This window comes from Phaeobacter sp. JH20_02, assembly GCF_048056915.1.
GTDB lineage: Bacteria > Pseudomonadota > Alphaproteobacteria > Rhodobacterales > Rhodobacteraceae > Phaeobacter > Phaeobacter bryozoorum.
Map to the genome: position 1 here is coordinate 572,429 of NZ_JAYMVP010000028.1, position 22,782 is coordinate 595,210.

Below are 22,782 nucleotides of genomic sequence, written 5' to 3' on the forward strand. Positions count from 1 at the left end.
ATTATGGACAATCGCCGCGGTGTGACCTAATTCGTTCACATGCGAACCATTCCGCGGCGATTTCTGGACCGTCGGTCCAACCCCAATATCGGCACGCTGATCCTGCTCTCTGGGCTGTCGGCGCTGGCGATGAATATCTTTCTGCCCTCCCTGCCCGGGATGGCCCGATATTTTGATGCCGATTACAGCCTGATGCAGCTGTCGGTCGCGCTGTACCTTGCCGTCAGCGCGGCGGTGCAGATTTTTGTCGGGCCGATTTCCGACAAGCTGGGGCGCCGCCCGGTCATCCTGTGGGGCGTGGCGCTGTTCTTGCTGGCGACGCTGGGCTGTCTTTATGCGCCGACGGCGGAGATCTTTCTGCTGTTTCGGATGTGTCAGGCGATTATCGCCTCTGCCATGGTGCTGAGCCGTGCCGCCGTGCGCGACATCTACGACAATGATGCCGCCGCCAGCATGATCGGCTATGTCACCATGGGCATGGCGGTGGTGCCGATGATCGGCCCGGTGATCGGTGGCGCGCTGGAAGAGACCCTCGGCTGGAAAGCCAATTTCTGGCTGCTGATGGTGCTGGGGGCGGCAACATTCGCGATTGCCTATCTCGACCTTGGCGAAACCGCCCGCAAGAGCGGCAAGACCCTGATGGCGCAGTTCCGCGAATATCCCGAGCTGCTGCGGTCGCCGCGGTTCTGGGGCTATTCGCTGGCCTCGGGCCTGTCGTCGGGCGCGTTTTTTGCCTATCTGGGCGGCGCGCCTTTTGTCGGCACACAGGTCTATGGTCTGTCTGCTGCCGAGCTTGGGGTCTATTTTGCCTCGCCGGCCGTGGGGTATTTCATCGGCAATTTCCTGTCCGGTCGCTATTCGACCCGGATCGGGCTCAATCGGATGGTGCTCTGGGGCTGTCTGATCAACGGCATCGGCGTGGCGCTGTCGCTCACACTGGCGCTGGCGGGTGCCGACAGCGTCTATTCCTTCTTTGGCTTCATGACCTTTGTCGGGCTGGGCAACGGCATGGCGATCCCCAATGCCACCGCCGGTGCGATTTCGGTGCGGCCCCATCTCGCGGGCACCGCCTCAGGGCTTGCCGGTGCGATCATGATTGGCGTTGGCGCCGGGCTTAGCGCCTATGCGGGCTACCTGCTGGTGCCGGGATCGACGCCGGTGCCGCTGCTGACCATCATGCTGGCCACCGCTGTTCTGGGCTTTGTGTCGATCCAGGTGGTAATCCGCCGCGAGAAAAACCTCGGGATCTGAGCGGCAGCAGCGCCGCCCTGCCCGGTTCGGGTGTTCGCATAACGCCCTCCCATCATCACCTTGCACTTTCCCCGCCAGCGCGTCCGATGGGCGTGCCGCTCTTGCACCGCATGATTTGCAATTCTACAGTTGTAATATCCAATATTTGCAAAGGGGACACCCATGGCGCAACAGAAACTCTATGCCGGAGCCAAGCTGCGGGAAATGCGGCTGCGCCTGTCGCTGACGCAAAAGGAGTTCGCCGCCAAGCTGGGGGTCTCCCTGCCCTATCTCAACCAGATGGAAAACAACAACCGCCCGGTTTCCACGACCGTGGTTCTGGCGCTGGCGCAGGAATTCGGGCTGGATGTCACCGAGCTGTCCACCGGTGACAGCGAACGACTGGTCAGCGACATGCGTGAGGTGATGGCCGACCCGGTTTTTGCCGATGCGGCAGTACCAATGGCGGATCTGCGGCTGACGGCTTCCAACGCGCCGGCGCTGGCGCGCGCGCTGCTGACGCTGCATCGCGCCTACCGTCAGACCCATGAGCGGCTGGCCTCGCTGGATGAGGCGCTGGGGCGCGAGGATGCGCGCATTCAGGCTTCGCCCTGGGAAGAGGTGCGCGATTTCTTCCATTATTGTGACAACTACATTGATGCGGTGGATCGCGCGGCAGAGAATTTCAGTGGCAGGCTAGACGCCCGCAGCGCCGCCATCGCCGCATTGGATCAGGCCGGGATCAGCGTGGTTTTCGGCGATATCGACGGGCTGCGAAAGTTTGATCCGGCTGGCAAGGTGCTGCGGTTGTCCAACCGTGCCTCACCGCAGACGCAGCTGTTCCAGCTGCTGTTGCAGGTGGCGCTGCTGCATCAGAACGACCTGCTGGAGGCCACGCTGGACTTTGCCAAGTTTCACAGCGAGGCGGCCCGCTCGATCGCCAAGATCGGCCTCGCCAACTATTTCGCCGGGGCCGCGATGATGCCCTACCGGCAGTTTCTGGATGCCGCCGTGGACTGCCGCCACGATCTGGAGCTGCTCGCCACCCGCTTTGGCGCCTCGATCGAACAGGTGGCGCATCGCCTGTCCACATTGCAGCGCCCCGGCGCCAAGGGGGTGCCGTTCTTCTTTGTCCGGGTTGATCAGGCGGGCACCATCACCAAGCGGCACTCGGCCACGCGGCTGCAATTTGCTCGGTTTGGCGGCGCCTGCCCGCTGTGGAATGTGCACCGCGCCTTTGAGACGCCGGGCCGGTTCCTGCGGCAGCTGGCGGAGACGCCGGACGGGGTGCGCTATATCTCATTGGCGCGGGATGTGTCGAAACCGGGCGGTTCCTTTGGCTCTCCCGTCCGGCGCTACGCGATTGCCCTGGGCTGCGAGGTGCGCCATGCCGACGCTCTGGTCTATGCCGATACGCTGGATGTGAGTCAGGACAGCGCCTATGAGCCGATTGGCATCTCCTGCCGGATCTGCGAACGGCGCGATTGCCATCAGCGATCGGTGCCACCGCTGGAACGGCGGCTGAGCATCAACACCGACCAGCGCGGCGTGCTGCCTTATGAGGTGAGCTGAAAGGATGCGGAAAACCCAGCCACGGTGCCCAGCAGGACCTGAGCGCCCCGGCAGAAAAGTTTCTTGCAGAAACAGGGGCGAGCCTCCAAGCTCGGCAGCCAGATACGAGTGTCCCCCGGAAAAGAGAGTAACCACATGAAAATCCCAGCTATTGCCGCCAGTTTCTTGTTGATCGGTGCGGTCCATACCAACGCGGTCGGTGCCCAGACACTGGAGCAATGGGGGGCCTCTGATTACTGGGATGTTCTGATTGATACCTCACTGGGCGACGGCTGCCTGATCCAGTCGGAATTCACCGATGGATCCGTTGTCCGCATCGGTTTTGACCGCACCGAAGGCACGGGCTATGTCACTGCCTTCAACATGGGCTGGGGCGACATCGAGGAAGGGGCCTCCTATCCGGTTCTCTTCTCGCTTGACGGTCAGGATTATGATGCCGATGCCACGGGCATCTATCTTGAGGATGTGCCCGGGGCGGATATCGCCTTTGACAACCCCGATTTCCTGTTCGACCTCGCGATCAAACAGACGATGACGCTCTACACGACCGAGGGCGAAGTCATGTCGATTGACCTCACCGGGAGTTACAAGGCGCTTGAAGCGGCAATCGAATGTCAGGAAGAAATGGGCTGAGCGATATCTCGGCCCCGATCTTCGGCATGATATCGCAGGAATAATCGCGCGGGTGACAGGAAAAGAGGGGCACCGGCGGCGCCCCTCTTTGCTGTTGTTGGCTGGGTTTCTTACGCCTTTGACAACATGCCCCAGATCTCATCCTTGAGGGCGGCGCGCTGTTTGCGCAGGTCGGCTTCGGCAGTTTCGGACATCGGCTCGACATTGGTTTCGGCGCGATGCACCGCGCGGTTCACCGCGTGATAGCTGTCCGCAAGCTTGGCAAAATGGGCGTCCGATTGCTTCAGCGCATGGATCTGCGACTGCTTGTCGGGGAATTCTTCGGCCAGTTCGTGGGGGGTATTGGACATCTGCTCGCTCCTTGATTTTTCAGCGTCAGACGGACCTTAGCCAGCCCTGCCCCTGCCCACTTTGACGCGGATCAAACCGGCAACTTCGTCCGACTAAAAAACGCCCGCGCAACGGGGTGCAGCGGGCGTTTCAGGGCTATCCCCCGGCTGTTCAGCGCTGGGAGGTTTGCCAATTCGGGTTGAACCAGGCCTGCGCGTTTGACGACGGCAGGCGGCGGCCGAGGATGTGATCGGAGGCTTTCTCGCCGGTCATGATCGAGGGGCCGTTGAGGTTGCCGTTGGTGATCCGCGGGAAGATCGAGCTGTCGGCGACGCGCAGGCCGTCGACGCCGATGACGCGGCATTCGGGATCAACCACCGCCATCGGATCCTCCACCGCGCCCATCTTGCAGGTGCCGCAGGGGTGATAGGCGCTTTCGACATGTTCGCGGATAAAGCCGTTCAGCTCGTCATCCGATTGCAGCCCATCGCCGGGCTGGATTTCATATTTCACGAACGGCTTCATCGCATCCTGTGCAAATACCTCGCGGGTCAGGCGGATACATTTGCGGAAATCCTCCCAGTCCTTCTCGGTCGACATGTAGTTGAACAGGATGTTCGGCGCATCCTTGGGATTGCTGGAAGCCAGCGTGACCTCACCGCGCGAGTCCGAGCGCATCGGGCCGACATGGGCCTGAAAACCGTGGCCCTCGGCTGCGGCCTGACCATCATAGCGCACCGCGATGGGCAGGAAGTGGTACTGGATATCCGGGTAATCGACGCCCTTGTCCGAGCGGATGAAGGCGGCGCTTTCGAACTGGTTGGAAGCGCCCAGACCGGTTTTGGTGAACAGCCACTGCGCCCCCACCATCGCCTTGCCAAGCAGGTTCCAGTATTTGAACAGGGTAATCGGCTGTTTGGAGGCGAACTGGAAATAGAATTCCAGATGGTCCTGCAGGTTCTGGCCCACGCCGGGACGGTCGACGACAACGTCGATGCCATGCTCGGCCAGATGTTTGGCCGGACCGATGCCGGAGAGCATCAGCAGTTTGGGCGAGTTCAGCGAGGAGGCCGCAAGAATGACCTCGGCGTTGGCGCGGATCACCTCGATCTTGCCGCCCCGCTCGACCTCGACGCCGACGGCGCGCCCTTCTTCAATGACCACCTTGCGGGCAAAGGCGCGGATCAGATCGCAATTGTCACGCTTCAGCGCGGGCTTCAGATAGGCATTGGCGGCGGACCATCGCTGACCCTTGTAGACGGTCATTTCCATCGGACCGAAGCCTTCCTGCTGCTCGCCGTTGTAATCCTCGGTCACCGGATAGCCGGCCTGTTCGCCCGCCTTTACAAAAGCCGCGTGCAGCGGGTTGTCGCGGGGGCCGCGGGTCACATGCAGCGGGCCGTCGGTGCCGCGCCAGTCCGCATCGCCGCCATGGCCGCGATCGTCCCAGGTTTCCATACGTTTGAAATAGGGCAGCACGTCGGCATAGGACCAGCCTGTCGCCCCGGTCTCGGCCCAGTGGTTGTAATCGCCTGCGTGGCCGCGCACATAGACCATGCCGTTGATCGAGGAGGAACCGCCGATCACCTTGCCGCGCGGGCAGACCAGTTCGCGACCGCCCAGATGCGGTTCCGGCTGCGATTTGTAGCCCCAGTCGTACATCGACATATTCATCGGGTAGCTCAGCGCCCCCGGCATCTGGATGAACGGTCCGGCATCACTGCCGCCATGTTCGATCACCAGAACCGATTTTCCTGCCTCGGACAGGCGGTAAGCCATGGAACAGCCGGCAGAGCCGGCACCGACAATCACATAATCCGCGTTCATTGCGTCTCTCCATTGCGGATCCGGGTTGGGTCAAGGATGCCTGTGGCACCGCGCCATGGCGCGGCCTGTCCTTGAGGCACCCCGAATCTGCCTCATCATTGTTGTGGTCCGCCGAGGACGCGAAGCGCCCTCAGCGGGCCTCTCAGCATCCCCTTCCCTCTTGCCCTTTTGGGCAACGGGGCGGGTGGGTGGGCGTTGCCCAAAAGGGCAATCAGAACGCCGCTTCGACGTCGCCCATGCGGACGTAGACCGATTTCACCTGGCTGAAGTGCTTGATCGCCTCTTTCGAGTTCTCTCGCCCCACACCGGAGGCCTTCACGCCGCCAAACGGCGCCTCGACCGGCGCGTCGTTGTAGGAGTTGATGAAGCAGCTGCCCGCCTCCAGCTGGCCGATCACCCGGTGAGCGCGGCTGAAGTCATTGGTGAAGACGCCCGCCGACAGGCCGAATTCGGTGTAATTGGCCCGCGCGATCACCTCTTCCTCGGTGTCGAAGTCGAGGACCGACATCACCGGGCCAAAGATCTCCTCGCGGGCGATGGTCATATCGTCGGTCACATCGGCAAAGACGGTCGGTTCGACAAAGAAACCATCCATGTCTGCGCGCTTGCCGCCGCAGATCAGGCGGGCGCCCTCTTCTTTGCCCTTTTCGATGTAGCCAAGCACGATGTTCATCTGGTTTTCGGTGACCATCGGGCCAAAGCTGGTGGCCTCATCCATCGGGTCGCCGAGGATTGCGTTGCCGGTGCGTTCAGCGAGACGGGCGAGGAATTTCTCCTTGATGCCCTTCTGCACGAACACGCGGGTGCCGTTGGAGCAGACCTGACCGGAGGAATAGAAGTTGCCATTGATGGCGCCGCCGACGGCGTTTTCCACATCGGCGTCGTCAAAGATGATCAGCGGCGACTTGCCGCCCAACTCCATTGTGACATGCTTCATGCCCTCAGCTGCCGCCGCATAGACTTTCTTGCCGGTCGGCACCGAGCCGGTCAGCGAGACCTTGTCGACGCGCGGGTCGGTGACCAGCGCAGCCCCGACCTCGCCCATGCCCTGAATGACATTGTAGATACCGGCCGGAGCGCCCGCCTCATGCAGGATCTCGGCCACCTTCAGAGCGCAGAGCGGCGTGGTCTCGGAGGGTTTGAACACCATCGAATTACCGCAGGCCAGCGCAGGCGCGCCTTTCCAGCAGGCGATCTGGGTCGGGTAGTTCCAGGCGCCGATGCCGACACACAGGCCCAGTGCCTCGCGGATGGTATAGACCCAGTCTTCGCCCATCGGGATGTGCTCGCCGGTGAGGGAGCCTGCGAGGCCGCCGAAATACTCCAGCGCGTCGGCGCCGGAGGTGGCGTCGGCCACCAGCGTCTCCTGTAGCGGCTTGCCGGTGTCGTAGGTTTCCAGCACGCTGAGCTCGTGGTTGCGCTCGCGCATGATGTCGGCGGCGCGGCGCAGGATGCGGCCGCGCTCGGTGCCGGTCATCTTGGCCCATGCCTTTTGCGCGGCTTTGGCGGTGGAGAGCGCCTGTTCGACGATTGCGGGCGTGGCCGCGTAGACCGTGGCGATCTGCTCGCCGGTGGCGGCATAGATCACCGGGATCGGGGTGCCGCTGGTGTCTTCGACATATGCGCCATTGATGAAATGGCTGGCTTTGGGCTGTGCGGGGTGTGTCATGATTTTATGCCTCCGGCGGGGATATTTAGGGCCAGAAGAACTGGCGTAGGAGTGTGTGAGTGGTCTATTCGCCGCGAGGAAAGCGGTTGCCGTCCTCAACGTCGTTCAGATCCATATGGTTGCGCATGTAGCGTTCGGATGCTTTTTGCAGCGGCTGGTAGTCCCAGGGGAAATAGCCGCCCTGGCGCAGGGCTTCGTAGACGACCCAGCGGCGGGCCTGACTGGCGCGCACCTCTGCGTCGAAGGTCTCAAGGTTCCAGCGGGCCTCGGATTTGGCGCGCAGGGAGTTCAGCGTGCCGGCATGGGCCGGGTCCGCTGCCAGATTGGTCAGCTCGTGCGGGTCGGCCTCCAGATCAAACAGCTGGTCGGGATCGAGCGCGCAGCGGGTGTATTTCCATTTGCCATAGCGCAGGCAGACCAGCGGCGCATAAGAGGCCTCGGCTGCGTATTCCAGGGCGACGGGTGCGCTGCGCTCCTCCCCAAGGGCCAAAGGCAGCAGGTTCTGCCCATCCGTCCAGGGTTCGATCTCTGCCATATCCACACCGGCCAGCGCGCCCAGCGTTGGCGTCACATCGAGGGTGGAGACCGGGGTGTCGATCCGGCCCGCGGGCAGGTCCGGCGCGCAGATCATCAGCGGCACCCGCGCGGAGCCTTCGTAGAAGGTCATCTTGAACCACAATCCACGCTCGCCCAGCATGTCGCCATGATCGGAGACAAAGAGGATGATCGCCTCTTGCCGAGTGGTTTCCAGCACCTCAAGGATCTCGCCGATCTTGTCATCAAGATAGGAGATATTGGCGAAATAAGCACGGCGGGAACGTTTGATGTCCTCTTGCGAGATATCAAAGCTGCGCCAGTCGTTGGCGTCGAAAATCCGTTTGGCGTGGTTGTCGTGGTCGGCGTAGGCCATTGCCGGGATTTCGGGCAGCAGGTGCTCGCAGTCCTCGTAAAGGTCCCAGTACTTGCGGCGCGCCACATAGGGGTCATGAGGATGGGTAAAGCTGACGGTCAGCGCCCAGGGGCGATCGTCCTTGCCACGGGCCAGATCGTAGAGCTTGGCCTTGGCGTGATGGGCGACCTCATCGTCATATTCCATCTGGTTGGAAATCTCGGCGATGCCTGCGCCGGTGACCGATCCCATATTGTGATACCACCAGTCGATCCGCTCTCCCGGTTTGCGGTAATCCGGCGTCCAGCCGAAATCGGCCGGGTAGATGTCGGTGGTCAGCCGGTCCTCGAACCCGTGCAGCTGGTCGGGGCCGACAAAGTGCATCTTGCCGGAAAGGCAGGTGTAATAGCCCGCACGGCGCAGATGATGGGCGTAGGTGGGGATGTCGCTGCGAAATTCGGCGGCGTTGTCATAGACGCCGGTGCGCGAGGGCAGCTGGCCGGACATGAAAGACGCCCGCCCCGGCGCGCAGAGGGGCGAGGCGGTATAGGCATTGGCAAAACGGGTGGAGCGGGCGGCCAGTTTTTTCAGGTTCGGCGCATGCAGGAACTCGGCGGGACCATCGGGGAACAGCGTGCCGTTCAACTGGTCAACCATCACGATCAGGATGTTCGGGGCAGTCATATGTCGAAGCGCTCCTTATGGTCTGCGATGCGGCCTGTGGCCGGGTGATCTGGGGTGACAGATTGGAGAGAGCCAAGGCGCGAGGCCCATGGCGCAAAAGACCAAACCTGTCGGATATCTCGGTGCGGCGATGCCGCGAAAGGCCCCGGCCCTGCCATCTGGCGGGCCGGGGCGCCCGGTTTTTAGTGGGCTGTCTTGATACGATCGAAATCGAGGGTGTTTTCCTCAGGCGAGGCAGTGATGGCCGCAACTTCGCTGCGCTTCTTCACGAAGATGTAGATCAGGCAGGCGATGTAGATGCCGATCACCACGGTGCCGACCCACTGGATCTGCAGCCACTGGCTCTGGAAGGCCAGGGTCAGGGCAAAGAGCGCCACGGCGTTGCCAAGCACGTAAGGCAGCTTGCCCAGACGTTCGGCGCTGAGGTTCATGTTGTCGGTGTAAAGGCGGATCAGCGAGTCAAACGAGTTGATCACGAAGAGGATGCCAACAACCGTCATGGACCAGTTGATCAGACCAGCGGTGGGAATGGTGTTGAGGTGGTAGAAATACAGCACCGAGAACCAGACCGCGAGCGGGATCGACGGGAACACCAGCAGTGAGGCCAGCAGCTGCCATGTGGTCAGGCCACCGACAAAGCGCGAGGTGAACTGGCCGATCATGATCGACCATGCAAACCACCAGAACAGGTAGAATTCATGGTATTCGGTCAGCGGCAGGATGAATTTGTGGATATTACCGAAGTAGCCGCCGATATTGCCGGCCGTGCTGACAAACTCACCCAGCCCCATGCCGGCATAGGCCCACATGCCGAGGATCAGCGCGAAGAACAGGAAGGTGGAGGCCACCGACAGGATACGGACGTATTTGATATCGGTCGAGGAATAGGCCGCCGCCAGGATCACCAGGAAGCAGATCACATAGAAGGCCGGGATGACCGTCTCGCCGTCGCCGACTTCGGCGATGTAATATGGCATGTAGATCAGGAACAGCGCGCCGGTGAAGGCGCAGGTGGTGATGATCACCAGATTGTTCAGCAGCTTCACGATGCCGATTTCAAAGAACTTCACCCGCGGCTCGATGGCGCAGAAATAGAAGGCGGTCAGGAAGTAGAACGCCCAGATCAGGAAGCCCCAGAAGCCAAATTCGAGCGCCAGCGGATTGGTGAAGGCATAGGCGGGCTCTGTCGCCGTATCCGCGTAAAGCGGGAAGTCGAAGGCGAGTGGGAACATGATCAGCCCCACATCCAGACCCGAGGTGAAAAGAATAGCGATGAAGGTGAACAGCGGCACCGGGGTGACCCCGACGATGCGCATGTTCCACCATTTGATCACGCAGAAAATCACCAGCGCAAAGGCCAGCAAGATCCCGGCTGAGATGATTGTTGTCATACGTCCCTCCCTTGGATGGGCGTTGGTCGCCCTTTTGACGTGTGCGACAGACATAGCAGAAAACGGGAGGTCCCCAAATAGTTTTTAAATGACCATTCAAGATCCGGAATAGTCATAACAGGAGTTGAAACGCAGACCGAGCTGGCGCAAGACTTCTATATGGCTAGAAAAAGAATTCGCGACATCCGGAACGAAGAGCTGATCGAAGCAACCATCGTTGCGGTCCACCGCCGCGGCTATGGTGTTGTTACCATGGCGGAAATCGCGAAGGAAGCGGGGGCCTCGGCAGCCTCGATCAACTATTATTTCGGCTCCAAGGAAGGGCTGATGGAGGCCACGATGCGCCATCTGCTGAACAAGCTGCGCCTGGCGATGATTCGTGGATATGCCACGGCGCAGACGCCAAAAGAGCGGCTTTATGCGGTGATGGACGCCAATTTTGACGATGATTTGTTTCGTGTCGCGCCCTGTAGCCTGTGGATGCAGTTCTGGGCCAGCGCGCCTTATTCGAGTCGTCTGTCGCGGCTGCACAGAATCAACCGCAGCCGCGTGCGCAGCCATTTCCGGGCCGAGCTGAAATGCCTGTTGCCACAGGACCGGGTCGAAACCGCCCGTCAGGCGCTGCAATGTTATATGGATGGCGTCTGGCTTCAGGCGGCCCAGTCCGAAACGCCGCTGGATCCCGAACAGGCGCGCCGGGCGGCACATCGGGTTGTGGATCTGGCGATCGGCTGACAGCCAGTGAGCCGGACCGTTGCCCGACGATCTGGCCCGTCGACCGGATGGCAGTTCAGTTCAGCGGCAGGTCCTGACGGCGATAGTGCAATCGGCTGTCACGCGGCATGTAGCCCAGCACCAGATCGGTCTCCGTCAGGGAGAGGATGCGGTAACAATGGGTCGGCCCGCCGTCCTGGGCCTGGGCGACGAGGAACGGGCCCGCACCCGCAGCATCAGCGCAGGCGGTCTGCACCGAAAGCAGTTCGGTCATGGTTTCGACCGAGCCGTAGAAATTGCGCCGCGCCGCCCCTTCGACCACAAAAAGATCAAAGGCATCCGACTGTGAGACCCACCTGCCCGCCAGCTGAGTAAGCAGGGTGTCATATCGGGTCTCGTCCCGCTCTGTCAGCGCGCTGATGCTGGCCTGGATGACGCGATCCCCGATCGCCAGACGATTGCCAGCCACCCGCACCGGAGCGCCTGCATCCAGCGTCAGCAGACGCTCGATGATGGCAGGCTCTGTCGCGCCGTCATTGATGACGCAGATCTGCCCCTCCTCCATCACCAGCTTGCAGATCACCCGCCCGTCGCTCTGCCGGACCTCGCAGCCCTGAAAGGTGACATCCCGATCAAACCCGCTGTCCGGCGGCGCGGTGGCACCTGACGCCGCGCTTTCAGGCGGGGCGTGACGCGGGCGGGAATGTTCGCTGAGCTGCGCCACATAGGCGATTTTGGCGCCGGGGGCATCGGTGGTGGTGGCGGGCGCCTGGGTGTCGATCTTGGCAAAAAATGCGCTGTCATAGCCACGTATGGCGCAATCATGGTCGCCATAGATGGTGAACTCATCCGGCGCGGTGCAGAAGGAAATCCGCTCATCCTGAAACTGCCAGTCCTGTGCCTCGCTTCGGAAGTAGTAGAAGCGGTTGCGCAGCGGGGCGTCGATCACCCGCTCGCAGGTGGCGGGTGGCAGCTGCCACCAGCCACGGGAGATCCAGCGCCCGTCATCGCGGAACGCCAGGCTGAGCGACTGCGGCACTGCGGTGTCATTGCAGATCTCCAGCCCGACATGACCGGTGTCGGCCCAAGCCGATTGCACCAGCGCCGCCGGTGCAATCAGAAGAGCCAAGATCCATCGGACGCGCATGTCGTTCACCTCTATTCTCGAATTATTCCGGTGTCCCTATCAGTGCTCTGTGACGGTTTTGCGAAATCAGACCTTTGTGGCGAGGCTGGCAGGTGTCAGCGCCCGGCGTTTCAGCACCGCCTCCCGCCAGGTGATGAAGCTGACAGCGGCCAGGATCAGGCAGCCACCGGCGACAACCCAGATATCCACCGCCTCTTCGAAGACGAGGGCGCCGAGAAGTGTCGCCCAAAGCAATTGTAGAAAGGTTACCGGCTGGGTCACCGTCACCGGCGCTGACGCAAAGGCAAGCGTCATGGTGAAATGCCCCGCTGTCGCAAAACAGGCGACCGCAAAGAGGACAGCCAGCTCCCAGATGTTCGGGGTCACCCAGACCGCGGCGGCAAAGGGAGCCAGAAACACCGTGACCCAGATCGACAGCATCGCCACGACAACCACCGGGTTGGTGCCATCAACCGTTGTTTTGGCCAGAAGGTAGGACGCGCCAAAGGCCAGCGCGGTAAAGAGCATGGCAAGATGGCCTGCCTCTACCTCGCGAAATCCGGGGCGCAGGATGATCAGCGCGCCCAGCAGCGCCACAAGAATGGCGCCCACACGGCGCAGGGCCATCCGTTCGCCCAGAAAGAGAGCGGCACCGATGGAGACATAGATCGGCGACAGGTAATTCATCGCCGTCACCTCGGCCAATGGGATCTGCGTCATGGCAAAAAACCACAGGATCACCCCCAGCGTATGCACAAAGCCGCGCATGGCAAACAGCCCCCAGAGCCGGGCGGTGAGCCGCGACCGGCGCAGCGTCGCGACCATCGGCACCAGAAACACCAGCCCCATCAGGTAGCGCAGAAAGGCCGATTCCGCAGGCGGGATGCGATTGCCGAGGTATTTGACAAGGGCGGTCACCGCGACAAAACACAGCCCCGTCACCAGCATCCAGAACACCCCTTTTACCGGGTTGCCGACGGGGGGCGCCGGCGGCCTTACGGCGGCGGCGGCGGCGGCGCTGTCGGATGTGGGGTGGTCGTCGGATGGAGTGGTCATGGCGCGCATGAGAGCACCGGGGCGGTCGCAGAACAACCCTTCACATATGAAATATGTTCTTGTCCCGGGCGGCACGACCGGGTTTGTGCGTGACGCGCACAGAGGCGCATCAGAACCTGTATGACACCCCGCACTGTCACATCATCAGCAGCTTGATGGCGATGGCCCACATGGTCAGCCCCACCAGCACGTCCAGCAGCTGCCAGGCTCGGGGTCGGGCAAAGACCGGTGCCAGCAGGCTGGCCCCGTAGCCAAGCGTGAAGAAGAAGACAAAGCTCGACAGCGCCGCACCAAGGCCAAAGACCAGCGGCTGCGGATATTGCGCCGAGATCGAGCCAAGCAGCACCACGGTATCGAGATACACATGCGGGTTGAGCCAGGTCAGCGCCAGCACCGTGGCCAGCATCGGCCAGAGTGTCACCGGCGCGCCCTGCCCGTCTGCGCTGTCCAGATGCGCGCCGCCGCGCCATGCCGACCTGAGGCTGCGCGCGCCATACCACAGCAGAAAGGCCGCGCCGCCAAGTCGCATCGCCAGCTCGAACCACGGCAGTGCCAGCGCCAGCGAGCCGAAGCCCAGCACTCCTGCGGTAATCAGCAGCGCATCGGAGCTGGCGCAGGTGAGGCAGATCCAGAACACATGCTGGCGTCTGAGCCCCTGCCGCAGCACAAAGGCATTCTGCGCGCCAATGGCCATGATCAGGCTCAGGCCGAGAAAGAAACCGGCAATCAGGCTGGAAGGCATGGGATCTGTCCTTTGTTATCTTGGTGCAGGCGGCCTGGTCCAACAGGTGACCTGGTGGTGGTCGTGGTCTGTGCTTTGACTAAGGCGCTGAGCGGGTGTAAGCAAATTAATCTGACTTACCCAAATTAAGATCTGCTAATGCAATTCGATCCCAATCACCTCGCCGCGCTATCGGCTGTCTTGCGGCTCGGCTCGTTTGAGGCGGCCGCGCAGGCCTTGCGGGTGACGCCGTCGGCGATCTCGCAGCGGATCCGGGCGCTGGAGGATCGCATTGGCAGCAGCCTCGTGCAGCGCGGCAGCCCCTGTCTGGGCACCGAGGCCGGTCTGCGGATCGCCAAACATGCCGAGGATGTCGCCCTGCTGGAGGCGGCAGTGTCCGACGATCTGCGGCTGGAGCGCGCGCCCGGTGCCTCGCGGCTGCGGGTGGCGATCAATGCCGACAGTCTGGCGACCTGGTTCGTTCCGGTGATGGCGGCCTGCGAGGGGCTGCTGTTTGATCTGGTGATCGACGATCAGGACCACAGCGCCGACTGGCTGCGCCGGGGCGAGGTTTCGGCAGCGGTGACGGCCCGCGCCAAGCCGGTGACCGGCTGCGATGCCCATCCGCTGGGTGCGCTGCGCTATATCGCGACCACCTCGCCTGCGTTCCGCGACCGCTGGTTTGCCAGCGGCGTGACCCCGGAGACAGCGTGCCGCGCGCCCTGTCTGATCTTCAACGCCAAGGATCAGCTTCAGGCGCGCTGGCTTGGCGCACATGTGGGGCCGGGGATTGCGCCACCTGCGCATTTCCTGCCGTCGAGCCAGGGATTCGTCGATGCGGCGCTGGCGGGCGTCGGCTGGGGGATGAACCCCGAGCAGCTGGCTGCGCCCTATCTGATGGCCGAGCAGCTGTGCCCGCTGATCCCAGACACCCCGCTGGATGTACCGCTGACCTGGCAGGTGAGCCGGGTTCTGGCCCCGGCCCTTGCCGATGTGACCCGTGCCGTGCTCAAATCAGCCCGTCGGCATCTGACGCCGATCTAACCACCGGGGGCACGAATACAGTGCCAGAGGACCACAAAGGCAACAGAACGGACGGCAGGTTATCCAGCCTGAAGACAGATCCCGCCCGCAGCTCGCCGGAGCGGCTGCATATGCTGACGCTGGGCCGCAGTTTCCTGTGGCAGCTGGTGTTGCCACGGCTGCTGGTGCTGCTGACATGGGCGCTGCTGAACACGGTTGTCGTGCTGCCGCTTCGGCTGCTTTATGCGCTGGTGCTGATTGATGGGCTGTTGCTGCTGTGGCAGGCGCGCAGTTTCCTGCGCAGCGCCGATGCCCATATTCGCGACACCGGTCATCTGGCGCCGGTCTGGGGCGGCTATCTGGCCATTCTCTTCGCCGGTTTTGCAACGGTGACCCTGTGGTGGGACGCAGTGCTGATCGCAACCACCCCGAAGGAGCCGGATTATGCCGAAACCGAACGGCTGGCGCGCGAGGCGCTATATGATCTGTCGATCACCCCGGATGGGCGTCGGCTGGTCTTTGCCGGGGAAATCCCGCATGGGCTGACGCGCCGGGTGGCGGCGATGATGGCCGAGGCCCCTGCCCTGCGCGAGGTGGCGCTGAGCGGTCCGGGCGGGCTGATCTATGAGGCGCGAGGTGTGGCCCGGCTGATCCGGGAGCGCGCATTGGACACGGTGGCCGAGGGTCCCTGCGCCTCGGCCTGCACCTTGGTCTTTGCCGCCGGAGAGGAGCGCAGGCTCGCCAAGGGAGGCAGCCTTGGGTTCCATTCTTATGCGCTGGCCTTTCCCGGTGGGTTGCCGCAGGTCGATCTGAACCGCGAACAGGCCCGCGACCGCGATTTTCTGATTGCACAGGGGGTCAGCGCCGATTTTGCCGAGCGGCTGTTTGCCACCGACCATCGCCAGCTCTGGACACCGGATGCGGACGAGCTGCGGCGCGCAGGTGTGCTGACCCGGCCCTAAGGCGCGGGTTTATTGCAGCGATTTGGTCATTCGGTAGTTGTGCAGCATCACGCCGCGCCGTTCGAAATCGCGCCGCCCCTCATCGCTGAAGCCCTGCCGGGTGAAGAAGCGCTTTGCTGCCTCGCTGGCCTCGACATAGAGGATCTTCAGCCCCAGATCGCGCGCCCGGATCTCCAGCTGACGATAGAGCGCCACGCCGACGCCTGTGCCCGCCACATCCGGGTGGCAGTAGAAACAATCAATATGGCCGTCCTGCTCCAGCTCGATAAAGCCCTGCGGCTGATCGCGGCCGTCAGCCGCAACGAAGATGACCCGCCCGTCCAGAGCGCGGCTTTGCCAGACCGTGGCGGGGGCGGCTTCCGGGCTCCATGCGGCGCATTGAGCGGCGGTGTAGTCCTGCCGCGCAACACCATGCACGGCGGCATGAAAGATCTGCGCCACTGCGGCGGCATCTTCGGCGCGGAACTCTCTGATCTGCATCGGGCGGCCTTTCTACAGCATTCCCAAGGGGTCAAAGAAAAAGGCCCGCCGGGCTGGCGGGCCTTGAAAATCGCATCGGACGCTGGCTCAGAGCTGCGCCATCACCTCGTCGGAGGCTTCAAAATTGGTGGTGACCCGCTGCACGTCGTCGTCATCTTCCAGCGCATCCACCAGCTTCATCAGCTTCTGCATGCCTTCGAGATCCAGCTCGGTTGTGGTGGTGGGTTTCCAGACCAGCTTGGTCGATTCAGATTCGCCCAGTTCAGCCTCAAGCGCGGTGGAGACCTCGTTGAGGTCGGTGTCGGCGCAGTAGATCAGATGCCCGTCCTCGGCGCTTTCGACATCCTCGGCACCGGCTTCGATGGCGGCCATCATGACGGTATCGGCATCGCCGACAGCGGCGGGATATGTCACCTCGCCCTTGCGTTCGAACATGAAACCCACGGAACCGGTTTCGCCGAGGTTGCCACCGTTCTTGGAGAAGGTGGAGCGCACGTTGGAAGCGGTGCGGTTCTTGTTGTCGGTCATGGTTTCGACGATCACGGCGACACCGTTGGGGCCATAGCCCTCATAGCGGATTTCGTCGTAGTTCTCGGCGTCGCCGCCGGTGGCTTTCTTGATCGCGCGGTCAATCACATCCTTGGGGACGGACTGGCTTTTGGCTTCCTTGACGGCCAGACGCAGACGCGGGTTCTTGTCCGGGTCGGGGTCGCCCATCTTTGCGGCGACGGTGATTTCCTTGGAGAGTTTCGAGAACAGTTTCGACCGCGCGGCGTCCTGACGGCCCTTGCGGTGCTGGATGTTCGCCCATTTGGAATGGCCTGCCATGGTGCATCCTTGCTAATTCAATTTCGGATCTGGCGCCCATATAGCCCCGACACCGGGGGGCTTTCAAGCGCCCCATATCCGGCCCGGCGCACCATGCGGGCGGTGACAGCCGTGAGCCGCACTGCATCCGGCGTGCAGGGAGGCGCTTGTCCCGCAGCGCGCAACCGCTAGAGTGGCGCCATGACATTTGACCAGATTGTATTGTTCGCCCTCTTCGCTGCTGTCTTTGGCCTGCTGCTGTGGGGCAAGTATCGCTATGATATCGTGGCTTTTTCCGCATTGATGGCGGCGGTCCTGCTGGGGGTGGTGCCTGCCAATGACGCCTTTGCCGGATTTGGCCATCCGGCAACATTGGTGGTGGCACTGGTGCTGGTGGTTTCGGCCGGGCTGGTGCGCTCGGGTGCGGTGTTTCTGATCACCCGCACGCTGGTCGACAGCAGCCGCAATCTGGGCGCACATATCGCGCTGATGGGTGGTATCGGTGCGGTGCTGTCGGCCTTTATGAACAATGTGGCGGCGCTGGCGCTGCTGATGCCGGTGGACATCCAGACCGCGCGCAAGGCCGGGCGGGCGCCGGGGATGAGCCTGATGCCGCTGTCCTTTGCCACCATTCTGGGCGGTATGGTGACGCTGATCGGCACGCCGCCCAATATCATTATCGCGTCGATCCGGGCCGAAACTCTGGGCGAACCCTTCGGAATGTTCGACTTTGCCCCGGTGGGCGGCATTGCGGCGCTGGCGGGGCTGCTGTTTGTGGCGCTGATCGGCTGGCGGCTGATCCCGCTGCGCCAGAATGCGGCCGGCGACTCGGAGGCACAGCTGTCGCAGTATATCGCCGAGCTGACGGTGCCCGAAGGATCGGGCCTGATCGGTCAGCGTCTGGGCGAGCTGGACGCGGAGGCCGACAAGGCCGATGTGGCGATCCTCGGGTTGATCCGCGACGGCAAGCGGCTCTATGGGCGCGCGGCGGGTCAGCTGCTGCGGGCCGGTGATGCGCTGGTGCTGGAGGCCACGCCCGAGGCGCTGGATGAATTCCGCACCGCCGCCTCGCTCGATTTTGCCGATGCCGCCCGGCAGGAGAAGCTGGGCGCCGCCGGTGATGGGCTGGAGCTGGTCGAGGTGGTGGTGCCGGAAACCGCCCGTATCAAGGGGCGCAGCGCGCAGGCGCTGGGGCTGGCCTGGCGGCAGAACACCGTGCTGATGGGGCTGGCGCGGCAGGGCCGCCGCCTGACCCGGCATATCCGGCAGGAACAGATCGAGGCGGGGGATATCCTGCTGCTGCTCTGCCCGCGTGATCGCGGCACGGATGTCACCGAATGGCTGGGCTGCCTGCCGCTGGCGGAACGCGGCCTGTCGGTCACTGCCAATGACAAGACCTGGCTTGCCATCGCGCTGTTTGCAGGCGCGGTGCTGGCGGCCTCGCTGGGTATCATCTACCTGCCGATTGCGCTGGGGCTGGTGGTGGTGGCCTATGTGCTGACCAAGATCCTGCCGCTGGCGGAATTATACGACCATATCGAATGGCCGGTGGTGGTTCTGCTCGGCTCGATGATCCCCTTGGGGGCGGCGCTGGACAGTGCCGGCGGCACTGCGCTGATCGCCGAGAGCCTGCTGACGCTGACCGCGGGCATGCCCGCCTGGGCCATTCTGACCGTGCTGATGGTGGTCACCATGACGCTGTCGGATGTGTTGAACAACACCGCCACGGCCATTGTCGCGGCCCCGGTCGGGATCCAGATGGCCAATGGTCTGGGCGTGTCGCCGGATCCGTTCCTGATGGCGGTGGCGGTGGCGGCCTCGGCGGCGTTCCTGACCCCCATCGGGCATAAGAACAACACGCTGGTGCTGGGTCCGGGCGGCTACCACTTTGGCGATTACTGGCGCATTGGCCTGCCGCTGGAGGTGCTGATCATCGCGGTCTCCATCCCCGCAATCCTGCTGTTCTGGCCCCTGTGATCGGCGCTGTGATCGGCGCTGTGGCGCTGCTGTGACCCAACGGCAGGGACCGCAGGGTTTGCGCCGCGCCCCTCTGCACGCTTAGGCTGATCCCACAACCGGGACCAACAGCGGAGGCACGCCATGGGACAGCCGACGGACAACAGCGCAGATGTGATCATCGTCGGGGCCGGGCTGGCCGGGCTGGTGGCGGCAGCCGAACTGGGCGACCGGGGCAAGCGGGTGATCCTGCTGGATCAGGAGCCTGCACATTTCCTGGGCGGTCAGGCGCATTGGAGCCTGGGCGGGCTGTTCATGATCGACACGCCCGAGCAGCGCCGCATGGGCATTCGCGACTGTCCCGATCTGGCGCGGCGCGACTGGTTCGGCAGCGCCCAGTTTGACCGCCCCGAAGACCATTGGCCGCAACGCTGGGCGCGCGCTTATCTGGACTTTGCCAGCGGCGAGATGCGGGCCTGGCTGCATGGTCTGGGAATGCGCTGGTTTCCGGTGGTTGGCTGGGCTGAACGGGGCGGTGGCGACGCCGAGGGGCATGGCAATTCGGTGCCGCGCTTTCACCTGACCTGGGGCACCGGACCGGGGGTGGTCGCCCCCTTTGCCGCGCGGGTCGAGGCCCATATCGAGGCTGGTCTGATCCAGCCGCGCTTTCGCCATCAGGTGAGCCATATCATCACTCAGGGCGGCACTGTCAAAGGTGTCTCCGGCGAGGTCTTGGCGGCAGATGACGCGCCGCAGGGGGCCCGCACCAACCGTCAGGAAATCGGCGAATTCGAGGTCTATGCTCCCTCGGTGCTGGTCGCCTCGGGCGGGATTGGCGGCAATCTGGATGCGGTGCGCCAGAACTGGCCGGTGGAGCGGCTGGGACCTGCACCGCGCCGCATGGTGGCGGGCGTGCCCTTTCACGTCGATGGGCGGATGATCCCGATTGCGCAGGCGGCGGGCGGCCATGTCATCAATGCCGACCGGATGTGGCATTACACCGAAGGGCTGCGCAACTGGGATCCGATCTGGCCCAACCACGGCATCCGCATTCTGCCCGGGCCATCGTCGATGTGGTTTGACGCCAGAGGCGACCGGCTGCCTGCGCCTTATCTGCCGGGATTCGACACGCTGGGCACGCTGCGCGAGATCCTGAAGACGGGCCATGATTACAGCTGGTTCATCCTGAGCCAGAAGATCATCCAGAAGGAATTCGCCCTGTCGGGGTCCGAACAGAACCCCGATCTCACCTCCGGCAAATGGGGCGAGGTGCTGCGCGCCCGGCTGTTGTCGCGGGGCATGGCCCCTGCCCCGGTTGAGGCCTTCAAGAAACATGGTGCGGATTTTGTGGTGGCCGACACGCTGAGCGAGCTGGTGGCGGGCATGAATGAGATCGGCGATGTCGCGCTGGAGGAAACCCACCTGCGGCGTCAGATCGAAGCGCGCGATGCCCAAGCCGACAATCCATTTGCCAAGGATGCGCAGATCATCGCCATCAATGCCGCGCGCAACTACCGGGGCGACCGGCTGATCCGCACCGCCAAGCCGCATCGGATTCTGGACCGCGCCAATGGGCCGCTGATCGCGGTGCGGCTGAATATCCTGACCCGCAAGTCACTGGGCGGTTTGCAGACCGATCTTGACGGGCAGCTGATTGGCGCCGATGGCACGCCGGTGCAGGGACTGTTTGCCGCCGGAGAGGTCGCAGGCTTTGGCGGTGGCGGCTATCACGGCTACAATGCGCTGGAGGGCAGCTTTCTGGGCGGCTGCCTGTTTACCGGCCGTCAGGCAGGCCGGTCCCGCGCCATCGCATGAGCGGCCAAAACCTGCGGTAACTTATGTTTAACAAACCCTTACCGGCCGTTGTTAAAGCGGCCAGAAGAAGGGGATGAGGATGGAGGCCAGAAGGCCGACGCTGAAGTTCAGCGGAATGCCAACGCGCAGGAAGTCGGTGAATTTGTAGCCGCCCGGACCGTAGACCAGCATATTGGTCTGATAGCCGATTGGCGTCGCAAATGAGGCCGAGGCCGCAACCATGACCGCAACCACCAGCGGGCGCGGATCAATGCCCATGGCCTGTGCCAGCCCGACCGCAATCGGCGTGACCACCACCGCCACGGCATTGTTGGAGACCAGCTCGGTCAGGATCGAGGTCAACAGATAGACCGCCCAGACCAGTAGGAACGGCGGCAGCAGCGACAGCGAGGGGGCCACGGCATCCACGATCAGACGCACCGCACCCGAGCTTTCCAGGGCGGCCCCGATCGCGAGCATGGCAAAGATCAGCGTCAGCAGGCGCCCATCGACAAATGAGAAAGCCTCATCCGCGTCGATGCAGCGGGTGATCAGCACGGTGGAGACGGCCAGCACCGACAGCAGCAGGATTGGCGCCACATTGAGCGCGGCGAGCAGCACGATCCCGATCAGCGCGGCAATGGCGATGGGGGCGTGGCGCCGGCGATAGGCGCGCACCGAGGGTTGCGAGACGGCGGCCATATCCATATCGGCGGCCAGTCGCTGGATATCCTCGACATTGCCTTCCAGCAGCAGGGTATCGCCTACGCGCACCACCAGATCCTCAAGCTGCACACCGATGTTCTGATTGCGCCGATGCACCGCCAGCACATAAACGCCATAGCGCCGCCGCAGGCGCATCGCGCCGAGCGACCGTCCCACCATGCGGCATCCGGGGGTGATCAGCACCTCCACGGTTGTGGTTTCCACGGTGGAGACCTGATCGACGCGCTTCAGCTCCTTGTTGCGTTGCAGGCTGAGGAGTTCGGTCATCTGGGTGCGCAGCACCACGCGGTCGCCGACCTGAAGCTCAACCCCTTTCAGCGCGTTGCGCAGCGAGATATCGCCGCGAATGACATCGACCAGACGGACGCCGGGCCGTTTGAACAGCTGCACGCCGGTGACTTCGCGGCCGATCAGGTTGCTGTCCGGGGGGATCACTGCCTCGGTGAAGAACTTCATGCGGGACCGGTCGCTGAGCAGGCTGGCCATGCTGCTGCGATCCGGCAGCAGGCGCGGCGCGATGAAGCGCAGGTAGATCATGCCCCAGATCACCAGAATGATACCAAGCGGTGTCACTTCGAAGATGGTGAAAGGCACCAGCCCCTGCGCCCGCGCGACACCGTCAACCAGCAGGTTGGTAGAGGTGCCGATCAGCGTCAGCGTGCCGCCCAGAATGGCCGCATAGCTGAGCGGGATCAGCATCTTGGAGGCGGAAACGTTCATTGTGCGGGCGATCTGGATGAACACCGGGATCATCACCACCACTACCGGCGTATTCGACACCACCGCCGAGGCGGCTACGACAAAGACCATCAAGAGCGCAATGGCCAGTTTCGGATTGACCTCGGCCTGTTTGCGGGCCTGCGCAGTAAAGGCATCCAGCGCACCGGTGCGCACCAGCGCGCCCATGATGATGAACATGGCCGCAATGGTCCAGGGCGCCGGGTTCGACAGCACGGGCAATGCCGCCTGATAGGGCAGAACGCCGGTTGCCAGCATCGCCGAGACACCGGCCAGCGCCACCACCTCGGTCGGGAAGGTTTCCCGCAGGAAAGCGGCAAACATGGCCACCACGATCAGCAACGTCAGAACCGCGCCACCGGTTTCGCCAAGGGGAATGAACTGCATCAGGGGTAAAGACATCCAAGAGGTTGAGAGATCAATCATCGGCGACCTGAAAGAACTGCGCGAACCG

19 protein-coding genes are annotated in these 22,782 nt (G+C 63.1%); 8 read left to right on the forward strand and 11 right to left on the reverse strand.

Translation table 11 applies throughout. The annotated features are described in order from the left end of the window. The first annotated feature begins 39 nt into the window (after positions 1-39). From VWY34_RS16840 to VWY34_RS16850, 3 genes are all read left to right on the forward strand, one after another. Positions 40-1,251 (forward strand): multidrug effflux MFS transporter, encoded by a 1,212-nt coding sequence (locus VWY34_RS16840; RefSeq protein WP_416546327.1) that lies wholly within the window; start codon positions 40-42, stop codon positions 1,249-1,251. Positions 1,252-1,413: 162 nt separating this feature from the next. Then, the gene (locus tag VWY34_RS16845; protein ID WP_340546039.1) at positions 1,414-2,802 is read left to right on the forward strand and encodes a helix-turn-helix domain-containing protein; all 1,389 of its coding nucleotides are present in this window, start codon (positions 1,414-1,416) and stop codon (positions 2,800-2,802) included. A 135-nt stretch (positions 2,803-2,937) separates the two neighbouring features. Then, a complete protein-coding gene (locus VWY34_RS16850; protein WP_416546329.1) occupies positions 2,938-3,435 on the forward strand; it encodes a hypothetical protein in 498 nt (165 codons plus the stop codon). Between the two features lie 110 nt (positions 3,436-3,545). On the opposite strand, the gene VWY34_RS16855 is transcribed toward VWY34_RS16850, so the two are convergent. From VWY34_RS16855 to VWY34_RS16875, 5 genes are all read right to left on the reverse strand, one after another. Then, positions 3,546-3,785, reverse strand: a complete 240-nt coding sequence (locus tag VWY34_RS16855; RefSeq protein ID WP_340546041.1) for a YdcH family protein — start codon at positions 3,783-3,785, stop codon at positions 3,546-3,548. Between the two features lie 151 nt (positions 3,786-3,936). Then, a complete protein-coding gene (gene betA / locus VWY34_RS16860) occupies positions 3,937-5,592 on the reverse strand; it encodes a choline dehydrogenase (protein WP_416546331.1) in 1,656 nt (551 codons plus the stop codon). 211 nt (positions 5,593-5,803) lie between these two features. Beyond that, positions 5,804-7,261 (reverse strand): betaine-aldehyde dehydrogenase, encoded by a 1,458-nt coding sequence (gene betB / locus VWY34_RS16865; RefSeq protein ID WP_416546333.1) that lies wholly within the window; start codon positions 7,259-7,261, stop codon positions 5,804-5,806. Positions 7,262-7,325: 64 nt separating this feature from the next. Beyond that, positions 7,326-8,834, reverse strand: a complete 1,509-nt coding sequence (gene betC / locus VWY34_RS16870) for a choline-sulfatase (RefSeq protein WP_416539042.1) — start codon at positions 8,832-8,834, stop codon at positions 7,326-7,328. Between the two features lie 182 nt (positions 8,835-9,016). Next, on the reverse strand, positions 9,017-10,225 hold the full coding sequence (locus VWY34_RS16875; protein ID WP_416542073.1) for a BCCT family transporter: 1,209 nt from the start codon (positions 10,223-10,225) through the stop codon (positions 9,017-9,019). A gap of 159 nt (positions 10,226-10,384) precedes the next feature. Between VWY34_RS16875 and betI the strand changes: the two genes are divergently transcribed. Further along, the gene (gene betI, locus VWY34_RS16880) at positions 10,385-10,960 is read left to right on the forward strand and encodes a choline-responsive transcriptional repressor BetI (RefSeq protein WP_340546046.1); all 576 of its coding nucleotides are present in this window, start codon (positions 10,385-10,387) and stop codon (positions 10,958-10,960) included. Positions 10,961-11,015: 55 nt separating this feature from the next. Here betI and VWY34_RS16885 read toward each other — a convergent pair whose 3' ends face one another. The 3 genes from VWY34_RS16885 to VWY34_RS16895 form a co-directional block, all read right to left on the reverse strand. Then, complete coding sequence (locus VWY34_RS16885; protein ID WP_416546335.1) at positions 11,016-12,086, reverse strand: DUF1036 domain-containing protein; 1,071 nt, start codon at positions 12,084-12,086, stop codon at positions 11,016-11,018. A gap of 66 nt (positions 12,087-12,152) precedes the next feature. Then, positions 12,153-13,130 carry a DMT family transporter gene (locus VWY34_RS16890; protein WP_416546337.1) on the reverse strand — a complete coding sequence of 326 codons (978 nt, stop codon included), beginning with the start codon at positions 13,128-13,130 and terminating at the stop codon, positions 12,153-12,155. Positions 13,131-13,257: 127 nt separating this feature from the next. Next, entirely contained in the window at positions 13,258-13,863 is a 606-nt protein-coding gene (locus VWY34_RS16895; RefSeq protein WP_416539044.1) for a LysE/ArgO family amino acid transporter, read from the reverse strand. A gap of 138 nt (positions 13,864-14,001) precedes the next feature. Here VWY34_RS16895 and VWY34_RS16900 point away from each other — a divergent pair, with 138 nt between their 5' ends. Beyond that, positions 14,002-14,886, forward strand: a complete 885-nt coding sequence (locus tag VWY34_RS16900) for a LysR family transcriptional regulator ArgP (protein ID WP_416546339.1) — start codon at positions 14,002-14,004, stop codon at positions 14,884-14,886. A 110-nt stretch (positions 14,887-14,996) separates the two neighbouring features. Beyond that, positions 14,997-15,827: a hypothetical protein gene (locus VWY34_RS16905; protein ID WP_416546341.1), complete on the forward strand. Its 831-nt coding sequence runs from the start codon at positions 14,997-14,999 to the stop codon at positions 15,825-15,827. 9 nt (positions 15,828-15,836) lie between these two features. On the opposite strand, the gene VWY34_RS16910 is transcribed toward VWY34_RS16905, so the two are convergent. Beyond that, entirely contained in the window at positions 15,837-16,307 is a 471-nt protein-coding gene (locus tag VWY34_RS16910; protein WP_416535105.1) for a GNAT family N-acetyltransferase, read from the reverse strand. Positions 16,308-16,394: 87 nt separating this feature from the next. Then, on the reverse strand, positions 16,395-17,135 hold the full coding sequence (locus tag VWY34_RS16915) for a YebC/PmpR family DNA-binding transcriptional regulator (RefSeq protein WP_340546053.1): 741 nt from the start codon (positions 17,133-17,135) through the stop codon (positions 16,395-16,397). A 180-nt stretch (positions 17,136-17,315) separates the two neighbouring features. On the opposite strand from VWY34_RS16915, the gene VWY34_RS16920 reads away from it, so the two are divergent. Continuing rightward, complete coding sequence (locus VWY34_RS16920; RefSeq protein WP_416546343.1) at positions 17,316-19,091, forward strand: SLC13 family permease; 1,776 nt, start codon at positions 17,316-17,318, stop codon at positions 19,089-19,091. A 123-nt stretch (positions 19,092-19,214) separates the two neighbouring features. Then, positions 19,215-20,885: an FAD-binding dehydrogenase gene (locus tag VWY34_RS16925; RefSeq protein WP_416546345.1), complete on the forward strand. Its 1,671-nt coding sequence runs from the start codon at positions 19,215-19,217 to the stop codon at positions 20,883-20,885. A 51-nt stretch (positions 20,886-20,936) separates the two neighbouring features. Here the strand turns inward: VWY34_RS16925 and VWY34_RS16930 are convergent, their stop codons facing one another. After that, positions 20,937-22,715 carry an SLC13 family permease gene (locus tag VWY34_RS16930; protein ID WP_416546347.1) on the reverse strand — a complete coding sequence of 593 codons (1,779 nt, stop codon included), beginning with the start codon at positions 22,713-22,715 and terminating at the stop codon, positions 20,937-20,939. Positions 22,716-22,782: the final 67 nt, after the last annotated feature.